Annotated in this window: 16 protein-coding genes and 1 riboswitch; of the genes, 10 read left to right on the top strand and 6 right to left on the bottom strand. The window is 37.7% G+C overall.

Annotated elements, in window-relative coordinates; all coding sequences use genetic code 11:
* Nucleotides 1-1,096, bottom strand: a 1,096-nt coding sequence (locus Q0037_RS04600) for an amino acid permease (protein ID WP_297516113.1), incomplete at its 3' end; no start/stop codon positions are given.
* A 190-nt stretch (nt 1,097-1,286) separates the two neighbouring features.
* Between Q0037_RS04600 and Q0037_RS04595 the strand changes: the two genes are divergently transcribed.
* From Q0037_RS04595 to Q0037_RS04550, 10 genes are all read left to right on the top strand, one after another.
* The gene (locus tag Q0037_RS04595) at nt 1,287-1,925 is read left to right on the top strand and encodes a peroxiredoxin (protein WP_297516110.1); all 639 of its coding nucleotides are present in this window, start codon (nt 1,287-1,289) and stop codon (nt 1,923-1,925) included.
* 88 nt (nt 1,926-2,013) lie between these two features.
* Nucleotides 2,014-2,322, top strand: coding sequence for a co-chaperone YbbN (locus tag Q0037_RS04590; RefSeq protein WP_297516107.1), 309 nt, complete (start codon nt 2,014-2,016; stop codon nt 2,320-2,322).
* Nucleotides 2,323-2,404: 82 nt separating this feature from the next.
* Nucleotides 2,405-2,665, top strand: coding sequence for a hypothetical protein (locus Q0037_RS04585; protein ID WP_297516104.1), 261 nt, complete (start codon nt 2,405-2,407; stop codon nt 2,663-2,665).
* Between the two features lie 112 nt (nt 2,666-2,777).
* Entirely contained in the window at nt 2,778-3,278 is a 501-nt protein-coding gene (tpx, locus tag Q0037_RS04580) for a thiol peroxidase (RefSeq protein ID WP_297516101.1), read from the top strand.
* A 3-nt stretch (nt 3,279-3,281) separates the two neighbouring features.
* On the top strand, nt 3,282-3,665 hold the full coding sequence (locus Q0037_RS04575; protein WP_297516098.1) for a diacylglycerol kinase: 384 nt from the start codon (nt 3,282-3,284) through the stop codon (nt 3,663-3,665).
* A gap of 26 nt (nt 3,666-3,691) precedes the next feature.
* Nucleotides 3,692-6,229, top strand: coding sequence for a DNA translocase FtsK (locus Q0037_RS04570; RefSeq protein ID WP_297516095.1), 2,538 nt, complete (start codon nt 3,692-3,694; stop codon nt 6,227-6,229).
* Nucleotide 6,230: 1 nt separating this feature from the next.
* Complete coding sequence (locus tag Q0037_RS04565) at nt 6,231-6,872, top strand: outer membrane lipoprotein carrier protein LolA (RefSeq protein ID WP_297516092.1); 642 nt, start codon at nt 6,231-6,233, stop codon at nt 6,870-6,872.
* A 5-nt stretch (nt 6,873-6,877) separates the two neighbouring features.
* Nucleotides 6,878-8,767 (top strand): LptF/LptG family permease, encoded by a 1,890-nt coding sequence (locus Q0037_RS04560; RefSeq protein ID WP_367274077.1) that lies wholly within the window; start codon nt 6,878-6,880, stop codon nt 8,765-8,767.
* Nucleotides 8,760-9,890: a 3,4-dihydroxy-2-butanone-4-phosphate synthase gene (gene ribB, locus Q0037_RS04555; protein WP_297516089.1), complete on the top strand. Its 1,131-nt coding sequence runs from the start codon at nt 8,760-8,762 to the stop codon at nt 9,888-9,890. Before Q0037_RS04560 ends, ribB begins: the two co-directional genes overlap by 8 nt.
* 431 nt (nt 9,891-10,321) lie before the next feature.
* Nucleotides 10,322-10,747 carry a hypothetical protein gene (locus Q0037_RS04550; RefSeq protein WP_297516088.1) on the top strand — a complete coding sequence of 142 codons (426 nt, stop codon included), beginning with the start codon at nt 10,322-10,324 and terminating at the stop codon, nt 10,745-10,747.
* Nucleotides 10,748-11,116: 369 nt separating this feature from the next.
* On the opposite strand, the gene Q0037_RS04545 is transcribed toward Q0037_RS04550, so the two are convergent.
* From Q0037_RS04545 to Q0037_RS04525, 5 genes are all read right to left on the bottom strand, one after another.
* On the bottom strand, nt 11,117-11,347 hold the full coding sequence (locus Q0037_RS04545) for a hypothetical protein (protein WP_297516085.1): 231 nt from the start codon (nt 11,345-11,347) through the stop codon (nt 11,117-11,119).
* A gap of 26 nt (nt 11,348-11,373) precedes the next feature.
* Nucleotides 11,374-11,796, bottom strand: a complete 423-nt coding sequence (locus Q0037_RS04540) for an HNH endonuclease (protein WP_297516083.1) — start codon at nt 11,794-11,796, stop codon at nt 11,374-11,376.
* A gap of 390 nt (nt 11,797-12,186) precedes the next feature.
* Nucleotides 12,187-12,636 (bottom strand): hypothetical protein, encoded by a 450-nt coding sequence (locus Q0037_RS04535; RefSeq protein ID WP_297516080.1) that lies wholly within the window; start codon nt 12,634-12,636, stop codon nt 12,187-12,189.
* A 280-nt stretch (nt 12,637-12,916) separates the two neighbouring features.
* Nucleotides 12,917-13,213, bottom strand: coding sequence for a hypothetical protein (locus Q0037_RS04530; RefSeq protein ID WP_297516078.1), 297 nt, complete (start codon nt 13,211-13,213; stop codon nt 12,917-12,919).
* Between the two features lie 2 nt (nt 13,214-13,215).
* Entirely contained in the window at nt 13,216-13,569 is a 354-nt protein-coding gene (locus Q0037_RS04525; RefSeq protein WP_297516075.1) for a hypothetical protein, read from the bottom strand.
* Between the two features lie 61 nt (nt 13,570-13,630).
* A riboswitch (SAM-I-IV-variant riboswitch) is annotated at nt 13,631-13,725 on the bottom strand.
* Nucleotides 13,726-14,493: the final 768 nt, after the last annotated feature.

Here is a 14,493-nt window from a genome sequence, read left to right as displayed (position 1 = left end):
AAACCAAGAGCACACTGGCCATCGCTACAACGGCACTCACCGCAATAATCCCCGACATCCATTTCAAATCTAATTGATCAAATACAAAAGCTAAGGGATCACCTACATTCAATTGGTCATAGGAAACCATACCGGTCAATACCAAGGCTATGATTATATATAAAATAGTACAAATGATAATCGCCCACATCATTCCTTTGGGCAAATCACGTTGCGGGTCTTTGCATTCTTCGGCGGTGGTTGAAATCGCATCAAAACCGATATAAGCAAAAAATACAGCCGATACCCCTTTTAGAACTCCGCTCACGCCATTGGGCGCAAATGGGTTCCAATTGTCGGTGTCGACATAAAATATTCCCACAGCAATCACCAACAAAATGATACACAACTTCACTACCACCATGAGATTACTGGCATTGCGCGACTCTTTCATGCCTCGATACACTAAATACGTGATGAAGACAATGATTAACAACGCAGGCAAATCGGCCACCAATTGTATACCAGCAAAAGTAGGCGCTGTAGTCCAAGCTGTATGCGCCGCTTGGAGGGCCGGACTTAAATCGGCGAAAGGTTTTCCGCTTTGCAATAAGGCGGTTGCTTCGGCAAATCCTTTGGAGGCTGATAAATAGTCCATTTGTATCCACTGCGGTAAATGAATACCTCCACTTTCGAGCAATCCCGTGAAATAATCACTCCATGAAATTGCTACCGTTATATTCCCGATGGCATACTCCATAATCAAAGCCCATCCGATAATCCAAGCTATAAGTTCCCCAAAAGCCACATACGAATACGTATAAGCACTCCCCGAAACAGGTACCATCGAAGCAAATTCTGCGTAGGCAAAAGCGGCAAAACTACAGGCCAAGGCCGTAAAAAGAAATAGAAAAATCACTGCGGGACCCCCATCGGCACTAGCTTTTCCAATAGTACTAAAAATCCCAGCACCAATAATAGCTGCAATCCCAAAAGCGGTCAAATCCCTGGCCGTGAGGTGCTTTCCAAGTGCATGATGTCCATCGGACTCATTTTGGGCTACTTGTTGGAGGATATCATGAACCGATTTTTTTCGAAATAATTGGGAAAACTTCATGGTGAATTCGCTTTTTTTAGGCTAACAAATATAAACTTTTATTTGAAAGTGAAAGGCTACGCGCATTCATTCAAATAGCCAAAAACTATTTCATGATAAGCACTAATAATAAAAACTAATACATATTCCTCAAAGTTGTATGTACTTTTGTAGTGTCAAAAAACAATTTTTAATTTTAAACAACATAATTATGTCATTAGTAGGAAAAAAATTCCCAAACATTACCGTAGATGCCATCTCTTTTATGGGAGACAACTTACGCATTAACATTTTGGATGAAGCTAAAAAAAAAAAAAAAAAAGTATTGTTGTTTTGGTATCCCAAAGATTTCACTTTCGTTTGTCCTACGGAATTGCATGCTTTTCAAGCGGCTTTAGAAGAATTTGAAGCACGTAACACGACTGTGATTGGAGCTTCTTGCGACACCAACGAAGTCCATTTTGCTTGGTTGAATACCGCAAAAAACAACGGAGGGATTGAAGGAGTTACCTATCCTTTGTTGGCCGACACTACTCGTAATTTATCGTCTGCTTTAGGTATTTTGGATATCGAAGCAGGGGAATACAATGAAGATACCGACACCGTACTTTTGGAGGGATCGAATGTTACGTTCCGTGCGACGTATTTGATTGACGAAACTGGAAAAATTTTCCACGAAAGTGTAAATGATATGCCTTTGGGTCGTAACGTACATGAATATCTTCGATTAATCGATGCCTACACGCATGTACAAACGAAAGGTGAAGTTTGCCCTGCCAATTGGGAAAAAGGAAAAGAAGCGATGAATGCCGATCGCAACAGTACTGCGTCTTATTTATCAAATCACTAATAGCTGCTATAGGCGAGCGTTTCAGGTTTGGGTACAAAATTCAATCCCAAACTTGAAACGGGAAGCCCAATGCTAAAAATTTAATCCCATGTTTCAAGAATTAGCTCAAGATAATTTAGCCGAAATCGTAGCACAAAACGAAACGGTTGTGGTTCAATATGCGGCCTCCTGGTGTGGGAATTGCCGTATTATGAAACCTAAATTCAAAATGTTGGCGGCTCAATACGAGCAAGTTCCCTTTTTGATTGTGGATGCTGAACATTTTCCCAACTCCCGTCAATTGGCCAAAGTGGATAATTTACCCACCTTTGCCACCTTTAAAAATGGAGTGTTGGTAAATCAAACCCAAACCAATAAGGCAGAAGTATTGGCCGAATTGGTTCAAGAAGTACTTTAATAATCCAATCGGTTTAGGGAAAAACAAATAGCCAAGTAGCTATAATTTGTTTATCTCTAAAATCTAGACGAAAACCCATACTATGAAACTTCCAGTTATAAAACATTTAACCCAATTCATTGAAGAAAATGACAAAGACTATTTGGTAGAAACCATCGAAGTATTGGAAAATCTCACCGAGCTCGAATCGTTAAAAGATGAAGAACTCGATGTGATTGGGGAACTTATTTCCAACCTCTACGGTGCTTTGGAAGTCCATAAAATGATACGCGAGGGAAAAGATAAAAAAACAGCGCTCAACGATTTTATGAAGCGCGTTTTAGGGTCCATAGATAAAGCCTAGATTAAGCGTCCTTCGGGGCGCTTTTTTTATGTTTTATCCTTAATTAATTTCCTATAAATGGTATACCGTTTCCGTTAAAAAATAGTATTTTTGTACTTTAAAAATGATACCCATGGCACAAATTACGTTGGGCGGAAATCCCGTTCACACCTCAGGAAACTTACCCGTAATAGGAACAAAAGCACCTGCCTTTGAATTAGTAAAAAATGACTTATCGACCGCTACATTAGCTGATTTTGCAGGCAGTAAAGTGGTTTTAAATATCTTCCCTAGCATTGACACCCCTACCTGTGCTACATCTGTTCGTACATTTAATGCGAAAGCTGCAGCGTTAAATAACACTAAAGTTTTGTGCATTTCGCGTGATTTACCTTTTGCCCAAAAACGTTTTTGTGGCGCCGAAGGGATTGAAAATGTGATCAATCTATCCGATTTTAAATCAGGTGCGTTTGGGAAAGCCTATGGTTTAGAATTGACCGACAGTGCATTGGCCGGTTTACATTCCCGTGCTGTTGTAGTATTGGATGAAAATGGAACCGTGGTACATGCTGAGCAAGTGGGTGAAATCGCCAATGAACCCAATTACGAAGCCGCATTGAATGCTTTACAATAGGCTATGGAATTTCAGCGTGATCGCACTTTTTTTACCGGTCGATTAAAAAGTATTCGTTTTGCTGTACTTGGCGCGTTCAAGTTAGCGACTACCGAACACAGCGTCATGGTGCAATTGAGTATCGGCGTTTTGATTACGGTGGCCGGTTTTTATTTCGACATATCCCTGACCGAATGGATGCTACAAACTCTTGCGATTGGTTTGGTTTTGGCAGTCGAAAGTTTGAATACCGCAGCCGAAAAGATTGCTGATTTCATTCACCCTGAATACCATTCAAAAATTGGATTTATCAAAGATATTGCAGCGGGAGCGGTTTTTTTTGCCGCAGCGACAGCAATTACCATTGGATGTCTGATTTATCTCCCCAAAATCGTTTCATTTTTTTAGTACATTTATAAAAATTTAGCGCATTAATGGCTCCAAAAAAATCACAAAACACATCCGCAGAAAATGAAAGTTCACCGATTTCATCCATCAAAATGAAACGACAATACCAATTTATCTTGGGATGTCTTTTCGTGCTTTTGGCTTTGGCTATGGGCGTGGCGTTTATTTCGTATTTTGTGAATGGCCATGTCGATCAAAGCGTAGCTAATGCTTTTATCGATCGTGAAAAAGAAGCGCAAAATTGGATGGGGAAATCGGGGGCATGGATGGCCGAGACTTTAATTCCAAACGGTTTTGGAGTGGCTTCTTTTCTTTTGGTAAAATTACTTTTCGTGACGGGTACGTTCATGGTTTTGGACCTTCCCTTGAAACGTTTGAAATCGATGTGGTTTTGGGATTTATTTGCCTTAATCGTTTTATCCCTATTGTTTGGTTTTTTTGCCAATTCCCTTCCCGAGTTAGGTGGTACAGTAGGCTATGAAATAAATACGTTTATTAAAGATTATATTGGTAAAACAGGGACACTACTCGTTTTAGTGTTTTGTATTTTGCTATATATGATTTTCAAAATTCGTTGGTCTCCTGATACGTTAAAGGCATTTTATGAAAAAAAGAAGGCCGATCTTGAAGCGGATGTAGCGGCTACTTCACCAGAAAATTCCGCACAAGCTGGTGCCTACAACTTAGAAGAATATGCGGTTTCGGACACTGAAAGTTCACCCGATTATGCGATTGAAGAATTGGTGCAGCCGAAATCTTCTTTTGAAATCGACAAAGAAGCCTTAAAACCTACCATATCCAGTTATTCGGGCATCGATTTGAATCCAAACAAATCTGGATTGAGTCCCATACACGAACCCGATGTAGAGCCAGTTTTGGTAACACCTACACCACCGATTAACCCTCCAACACCGCTTTCAACGCCGCTTACTATTGAACCTCCGAAGGAAATCATCCCTACTCAGGACGAATCCTTTGTGATTGAAAAAGCACCTGATGAGGATTTAATTGTTGAAAATTTAGCAGCGAAATTGGTCGAGGATTTTGGACTTTTCGATCCAACGCTTGAATTATCGCATTATAAGTTTCCTACCCTCGAATTGCTTAAAGAGTACAGTAGTGTGGGCATTACCATCAATCAAGAGGAATTGGAGGAAAACAAGAATCGAATTGTAGAAACCCTTCGCAATTATAAGATTGATATTGCACAAATTAAAGCTACTGTAGGTCCTTCGGTAACGTTGTATGAAATCGTACCTGAAGCGGGAATTCGTATTTCAAAAATTAAAAGTTTAGAGGACGATATTGCCCTTTCCCTTTCTGCACTTGGGATTCGTATCATTGCGCCCATTCCAGGCAAAGGAACCATCGGGATTGAGGTGCCTAATAAAAATCCAACCATGGTTCCCATGAAAACGGTTATTGCTGCTTCACGTTTTCAAGAGGCCGAAATGGAACTCCCGATTGCCTTAGGAAAAACTATTTCCAATGAAACCTTTGTGGTTGATTTGGCCAAAATGCCGCACTTGTTGATGGCGGGTGCCACAGGACAAGGGAAATCGGTGGGATTAAATGCCGTATTGACGTCGCTTTTGTATAAAAAACATCCGGCGGAAGTCAAATTTGTATTGGTCGATCCAAAAAAGGTTGAACTTACGTTGTTCAACAAAATTGAGCGTCACTACTTGGCCAAACTGCCCGATACGGAAGATGCGATTATTACCGACAACACTAAGGTAATTAACACCTTGAATTCGCTGTGTATTGAAATGGACAACCGCTATTCGCTTTTAAAAGATGCGATGGTGCGTAACATCAAGGAATACAATGAAAAATTCAAGTCGCGAAAATTGAATCCCGAGTTAGGACACCGTTTTCTTCCTTATATCGTATTGGTAGTCGATGAATTTGCCGACCTCATCATGACCGCTGGAAAAGAAGTTGAAACCCCCATTGCACGATTAGCCCAATTAGCGCGTGCAATCGGAATTCACCTTATTATTGCCACGCAGCGTCCTTCTGTCAACGTCATCACGGGAATTATTAAAGCTAATTTCCCTGCACGCATTGCGTTTCGAGTGACCTCAAAGATCGATTCACGTACCATTTTGGATACCCAAGGCGCTGAGCAACTTATCGGTCGCGGGGACTTACTGTACACCAATGGCAATGACTTGGTTAGGGTGCAATGTGCCTTTGTTGACACGCCCGAAGTGGAGAAAATTGTGGATTACATTGGATCGCAAAAAGCCTATGCCACTGCCTATCAATTGCCCGAATATATTGGGGAAGAAGGAAGCAACGTCAACTTGGAATTTGACATCTCCGAGCGCGACCCGATGTTTCGCGAAGCGGCTGAAATTATCGTCACCGCACAACAAGGTTCGGCATCATTATTGCAACGCAAATTGAAGTTGGGCTATAATCGGGCAGGTCGTTTGATTGACCAGTTGGAAGCAGCAGGGATTGTGGGTCCCTTTGAAGGCAGCAAAGCGCGCACGGTCAATATCTCCGATTTGGTCGCTTTGGAACATTTTTTTACTAACGAACAAAACGAAAACTAGAATGAAAAAGTTTTTAGCTATTATCATGCTACTAACCATAAGTGTATCAACCCAGGCTCAGGATAAGCGGGCAAAGAACCTGTTGGATCAAGTGACCGCTAAAATCAAAAGTTACAACAACATTGTTATTGATTTTAAATATACACTCACCAATACCAAAGAAAATATCAATCAGGAGAGCAAAGGCAATGTAACCTTACAAGGCAACAAATACGTGCTCAACTTCATGGGAGCAACCAAAATATTTGACGGAAAAAAAACCTATACAATTGTCCCTGAAGACGAAGAAATCACTATTTCTAGTGTCAATGATGCTGATGAAAAAGCGATTACGCCCAACAAAATGCTTACCTTTTTTAATAGAGGGTATAAATATGTTTGGGACATTCAACAAAACATCAACGGTCGAAAAATACAATTGATTAAATTGATCCCCACCAACACCAAAGACCAACGCAAGGAAATTTTACTAGGGATTGATACGCAAACCAAAACCATTTATAATTTAATTGAAGTTGGTAAAAACGGCACCCGTACCACATTGACTGTTAATTCTTTTAAAACCAATCAGCCGCTTTCGAAAAATCAGTTTACTTTTGTGGCAGGGAAATACCCAAACTACTACATCAATAAATTAGATTAAGTTCGGTGAAGATAATCGATCGGTATTTACTTAAATCCTTCTGGATTACATTTGCTTCCGTATTTGTAATCCTCTTTTTTATATTTATCCTACAAACTGTTTGGTTATTTATTTCAGAATTGGCAGGTAAAGACTTGGATACGCTTATGGTCATCAAGTTTTTAATTTTTGCCATGCCCCGAATTATTCCTATGGTTTTACCGCTTTCGGTGTTGTTGGCTTCTATTATGACCTTTGGATCGTTGGCCGAAAACTACGAGTTTGCCGCTATGAAGTCGTCGGGTATTTCGTTTCAACGCTCGTTACGTTATCAAACCTATTTCATTCTGATATTGACCCTTGTCTCCTTTTTTGTAGCCAACAATATCATTCCCTATGCCGAATATAAGTTCACCAATTTCCGTCGAAATATTGCACAAATAAAACCTGCGTTGGCTATTGCTGAGGGTCAGTTTAGTGAAATTGGCAACTACAACATTAAAGTTTTGAAGAAAAAAGGTGAAAAAGGCAACTTATTGGAAGGCGTTACCATTCACCGAAATATTCCCAACGGAGGCGGCAATACTACAGTTATTAAAGCCAAAAGAGGAGAACTTTTGAGCAGCGAGCAATCCAATACATTACGGTTGGTTTTATATGATGGAACCTATTACGAGGATTTGCGTACCACCTATGAAAAACGCAATAGTGCGCCTTTTACCAAAGCTACGTTTAAACGGGATGTCTTCAGCATCGACCTGACCAAACTCAACCAAAACAATCAACGCGACATGGATTTTGGGAATACCTTTACCATGTTGAACATTTCGGAGTTGAATTATACGCTAGATTCGTTACAAACCAATTACAAAAAAGAGGCGATTTCCTATGGTGAAAATATTTACAGCCGAACAGGAGCTTTGTCGACCAATACGATGGGGGAACTTTTTCCAAAAAAAATGCCCACGCAAGATATTTTAGCCTACCTCACTCCTAACCAAAAAACTGACATTTACCGTTACGCCTACAGTAATGTGGAAAATATCCATTTCACCATTGATAGTGCGCTTTTTGAAATGAATGCCAAGCAAAAGCTCATCAATAAACACTGGATTGCGATTTACGATAAATTCATGCTGGCGTTTTCATGTATACTGATGTTTTTTATTGGCGCGCCTTTGGGTTCAATTATTCGAAAAGGAGGTATCGGACTCCCCATTGTTTTCTCGGTCATTATATTTATCATTTTCCATTTTATCAACACGTTTGGAAAACGTTTGGCCCAAGAAAATGGAATTGCTCCTTTTTTCGGGGTTTGGATGTCAACAATGATTTTACTTCCCTTAGCCATAACGCTTACCTATCGTGCAATTCATGATATTGGAGGCATGGTCACTTTGGATGTGATAGTTGAACCAGTAATGAAATTGTTCCGAAGAGATAAGTCCGAAACCACAACTGAAGCTTCAGGAAGCACAATCGATACACCTTTGGATCAGCCCCATGGTGATTTACCCTACCCAAATGAAAGTGCCGATACTGTTCCTGTTTGTTCGGATGATTCGCATTATGATGATTTACCCCAAATCAATGAAAAACAGTTGGGTGATATTGATTTAGAACGAATATTAAAATGGAATCGAATGGCGCTACTGTATTATGCAATAACCTTTACTTTGGTGGTTGTGTATACTTTTACTGCGATAAACTATATCCTAATTGCAGCTGCGATTCCTTTTGCCTTACTTCTAACCTACTGCTATAAAGCACAGGTTGAAATTGATAGGTACAAACTTCAATTTGAACCCGGACTTTTTATCAGTTTACTTACGGCATTTCCTTTTTACCCTATACTGTCTTGGAGTACCAAAAAACAAGTACACACCTTAATACAAAATGCAATCGAAAATGAGTGATAAAATACAACTCAACACTATAGAAGAAGCCATTGAAGATATTCGTCAGGGCAAAGTCATCATCGTAGTAGATGATGAAGATCGTGAAAATGAAGGCGATTTTTTGGCCGCGGCTGAAAAGGTGACGCCCGAAATGATCAATTTCATGGCAATGCATGGTCGTGGTCTTATTTGTGCCCCGTTAACTGAAAAACGTTGCGCTGAGTTGGAACTTCATTCGATGGTCAAAAACAATACCGACCACATGGAGACCGCATTTACCGTTTCGGTGGATTTAAAAGGACATGGGGTAACAACGGGTATCTCTGCAGCCGATCGTGCCAAAACGATACTTGCCCTTGTCGATGAAGAAACCAAGCCTTTTGATTTGGCTCGTCCGGGACATATTTTCCCATTGGCGGCGAAACACGGAGGCGTTCTGCGACGTACAGGGCATACCGAAGCCGCGATTGATTTTGCCCGCTTAGCAGGTTTTAAATCCGCCGGTGTCATTGTTGAAATCATGAATGAAGACGGAACTATGGCGCGATTACCTGAATTGGTAGAAGTGGCCAAAAGGTTTGATTTAAAACTCGTTTCTATTGAAGATTTGGTGGCTTATCGAATGCAACATGATAGCCTGATTTCGAAAAAAGAAGATTTTCAAGTCAACACCAAATATGGGTCCTTTCGATTACGAGCTTACCAACAAATCACGAACAAACAAGTACATATTGCGTTGACCAAGGGAAGTTGGAATTACGGCGATGCAATACTTACGCGTATTATTTCGGCGGCAGCCAATACTGATATCCTCCAAGCCTTAACCGGAAGTATGGAGCAAAAATTGGATGATGTCTTTAAATTAATTCACAAAGAGGACAAAGGCGCTGTGGTGTTTATCAATAGTGAAACCGATCCGAATGATTTGTTAAGTCGAATTGGTGTTTTGCGTCAGTTACAATCGGAAGGAAACAATGTGGCGCCTGTTGTTAAAATGGACCACAAAGATTTTGGGATTGGGGCACAAATTTTACATGATTTGGACATCTCCAAAATTCGATTGATTACCAATAGCATACAAGCGAAACGCGTGGGTATGATCGGGTATGGATTGGAGATTAAGGAATATGTTCAATATTAACAGCTAAGACTTCAAGCGATTGAGGTCTTTTTTTTATTACAAGTATACTGAACCGCAAATTTCGAGGTTTACTTTACAGAAAAAGCGGCTACACAACCTTTAAATTTTTCGCGTTTTTTTAAGGATTCGAAAAAGGTATCTTTCTTAGGCAATTGTATAGAAGATCTACGTTTTCACTACTTTGTTTTAAGCAAAATAAACATACGAAAGTTAGCAAAAAGTGGATTGTATTTTTTAATTTAACCAATGGTCTGAATTTTGGGAAGTGTTACAAAATTCAATATTACTTGCTAAAATTATTGACTAACCTTCGTTGGTTTATTAGTTTTTTTCTTACATTAGTTTTCTGTTATAAAAAAGCTTTTCATTGGTTGAAACGATTTATTACAATGAAACGTAATCCGTATTTTTAAAATAAAAAACAAAAAAATATGAAGGTATATTTAATAAAGACAATTGCAATTATAGGAGTATTGTTTTTAACAAGTTCAACAAATGTTTTTGGACAGGTCTACAAGTTAAGATCAACGTCCCTTTCTTCAAGACATAAAATTAATGACGCCAAATGGAGTAGTTGGTCGGATGCAGAAGAAGCCAACGTTTTGATAACATTTGATGAGACAAATAACAGAATTACTATTTATTCCAAGGTAACACAGGTATACGATATCGCTGAATATGAAGGTAAAACCACTGATGAAGACGGTGACGACATATTCTCATATTATTGCATTGACAAAGATGGAGTTAGATGTCGCGTAAAATGGTTAAAGTTGAATAGTCAAAATGGGAGAATGCAAATGTATGTTTATTATAGCGATTTGAATTGGTTGTATAATGTTTACTTACTTGATTAAGGGAATTTAAAGTATCAAATTACCATCTTTTTAAAAGCATATAAGATTTACTATTTTGTTTATCTATTTATAAATAACTTTTCCAATTAAACTTTTTATGTTTTTAATCTAAAAAAATTGAATTAGACGGCGTTTACTTTTTAAAAATAACTCTTTTTATACCTTACATATAACATCTGTAAATGAACTGTCGCTTCGACATCTATGGAGCAAGGAAAACGAGGCCTATTCGTTGAAAAAGGTATATCGTTTTTCAAGTTTGTTGCAACTACAAACCAAAATAAAGTCGATGTAGAAAAGCGAAAAATTCATCGATGGTTATTATACTTCATCGATATGCAAAATCTTTTTAGATCTTCAAAAATCGCTTCAATTCCCCTTATAATTGGTATAAATCATACCACAAACCTTATCCATAGCTTTGAATAAGGCGCTGTCAAATTGAGGCGATTTTGTAATACTTGTAAGTGTAATAACCGCTTGATATAAAATTTCATTTTTTGTGCGAGGAACCCGCTCAACAAAATGAACAGCATTACTTCCTTTGGGGGAATCAGAAACAATAACTTCTTCGGTAGTAAAATCTATAGCAAACAACATCTATTTTCAATTATTTAGGTTATAACTTATTGATGCAAATGACAACGGCCACTGGAACTTAATGTTCGTTTTTTACAACGCAATCCTTTTTTAGTTGTACCCGTACACTGTGTTGATGTCCCCTCAGTATTTCCTGAATTTGTTGTAGTTCCTCCATCACAACAATGGGTTCCTACAATGCGATTATGGACTTTACAGGTACAACTATTGGACTTACTTCGGTTACATTCTCGGCAAAGTAACTGAATGTTAGAAGGTTCACTGCTTCCTCCGCAAGAGAAAGGAGTTACATGATCATACTCCAAATTGAATGTACTCCCGCAACATTGGCATTTTCCTCCATCTCTTGTATAAACAATCTTTTTGGTCGTTTGGGAGACATACCGGCTTTGGCTATAGCCTTGAAAACCGAAAAAAAACAAGAGTAAAAGGAGAAGAATTCGTTTCATTTTAAATATTTCATTAAACCATTGGTCATAAATCTTCACACAAAGTTAGTGGTTTTTTGTTACAAAATATTGATTACAAAGTATATGACACAGCTCAATTAATGTACTTAAACAATGATATAATTGTTGATTCATTTTCTTAAAACATTAGTTCACCATCGTTTTCAGATGCTCAATCATAAAGTCTTTTCGTTCCACAATTTTATAATTGTTTAACACTGCCCAAAATTCTGACCATTGGAAATAAAAAATATATTTTTCTTTTTAGTTATCTTCTAAATTATCATTTAGAAAAAGTCCTCATCCGTTAAAAAAAAGACTATTTAACATACCTAAACAATAGGGTTTATTGCTAAACCCTATTAAAAAACCTTCATTCAAACTAATAGTCTAGTTTAGATAATGTTCAACATTACTAGCAATAATTTTATTTTCAAGGGTAGTTAATGTTCCACCATAAGGAATACTTGTATTTAACGAAATGGTGTCTTCTTGAAAATAAAACGCCTTGTCTTTTGTTTCGACTAAACATATTTCACAAGGTTCCTTTCTTTTGGATTCAATTTGATTTTTAATCGATTTTGCAACGTCAATCAATGCATCGTGTAGGCCAAATTCTTCTCCATTTTCATTGAAATCCTTGTTATTGATTTCAATTTTAAGATGGACACCCGGATAATTGATAATATCATTTGGATCGCCATTGATATGAATTGGAATCTGAATAAATGCTTTAAAATCTGTTTTTATAATCAAATACGGGAATTGCCCATAACCTTTGGGGAACAATCGATGTTCAAACCATTTTTCATCTAAATTTTGAATTTCTATTGGCATCATTTTGTCTTTTTAGTTAGAATTGTTTTTAATACTTAGCCCATTGCTGCATCCGAATCTATATTGACTATTCGACCAAGCAATGTGGCTATAAAATCTTGTGAAATTTTCTTCCCGAGATAGGTTCTTGAAGGAACAAATTTGTGGATATCGTTTTCATAGGTTAGACCCATTTTTTTAACAAAGAAGCAACAGTATTTTTTCAATATTCTCAGGATTTTTAAACAATGAATCCTCAAAATCTTTCTCGTCATCCTATGTTTGTGATAGAAAATACCGTATATTATTCTGATTTAGAGTCCGTACAATACTTCCATTCATTTCCATGTAAGGCAATACTTCCTGTCAAACGCAATAAGGAATTATTGGTTATACTGATTGGGGAAGCATTAAATTGAGCCATAAAAGCGTGATGCAGCGCAATTACCTTTTGAGCTTGCGCATGTGATCCCACAAAACCAAGTTTAAATGTCGAATTGTACCGATCAACTAATTCGGTAGGGGAACATTCTTTTAATTCAGACAAGAACGCTAAAATTTGTTCTCTATCCCCAACACGTTGTAAAAATAAATGCTCCATAACTAATCGATTACTTTTAAACTTAGTGTTTTTTCTAACTTAAAATCAATGGGGTATGGAAGTAATAGTATGTTCTTAAACGCAGTTCCCACCCCAAATGCGCTATCCGAGCCGTTTAAACTGTAGGCCGCCCCTGTAAATTGATAATCCGCATCAAAATACAAAAGCACAAAGGGGGAAATTTTGCTCAACTCTAAAGCAGTTGTAACTTTTTCATGATTGACTTCAATCAAAAGAGGAGTATTTCCTTCGATTAAGTCGGCTACTTTGACAAAAGTGTCATGCGTAGTTTTAACCACACCCGAAAAAGGAATTAAAGTGTGGTCTTTCAGTGTAATTTGAAAAGAATTTTTCATACAAATAAAGATTAAATTAAACGATCAATATTTGTATTTCGATAAATAAGGTGTCTGGGTAAACTTACGTTTATTTTGACCGGACAGGCCCGTATTGTTTTACCACCGTGGAGACTACTCTCGGTTGGTACCCTTACTGGGTTCGAAATACGTTGCAAATATATAATTAATTATTTTGGTTGCAAATCTGATGAAAATTTTTTTTTTTTTTTTATTATTAAACCAATAAACAACCCTCAAATGAATAGCATTCATTTTTGTAAATCAAGTAAATGCCACTATATAGTTTTAATCATATTGGTCAATTTCAACTTAATTTGAACCCTTTACCCCCATAAATTCATACTATAGAAATTATGTTCAACCCTTTCTTTATGGTCTTTGAGGTTAATATTATATTACGTTAATTATTGTTTGTATCACTTTTTATTCTTTTAAAGAATTAATAATGAAAAGAATATGATTTAATGGTGTAAAAAGTTTGATTTTAGGTATTTTTTGAACCATTAGCCAAAACCAAAAAACCCTCTAAACACTTATTTTTAAAGGATTTTGAGATTTTATGTGTTTTTTGAAACACGTTATCAGCGGAGAAAGAGGGAATAACTTCGTTTTACACGAAAGGATAAACCAACAAATGAAACCCGTAGCATTAGTTTCGAGTTTTCCTTTACATTTGACAGTAAGAGGAGGAGACCCGATGGGCTTTAGATACATGAGTTTTAGCTCACTTATATGTTTTTAGGGATTACTTTCGGTGATCCCAGAGGGGAAACCTTGCAAAGGAAATACCCTAACGCCATTTTCAAAGGCGTTGGTTTTTTAATTTTAAGCGTCTTACAAAAGCGAGCTTTTGACACGAGGGATTACCAGTGGTGATCCCAGAGGGAGAACCTTGCAAAGGAAATACCCTAACGCCATTTT

Source organism: Flavobacterium sp. (genome assembly GCF_027482425.1).
In the GTDB taxonomy this organism is placed as follows: Bacteria; Bacteroidota; Bacteroidia; order Flavobacteriales; family Flavobacteriaceae; genus Flavobacterium.
Note: the sequence above shows the minus strand (reverse complement) of the source record. Positions and strands in the feature narration are given on the sequence as shown.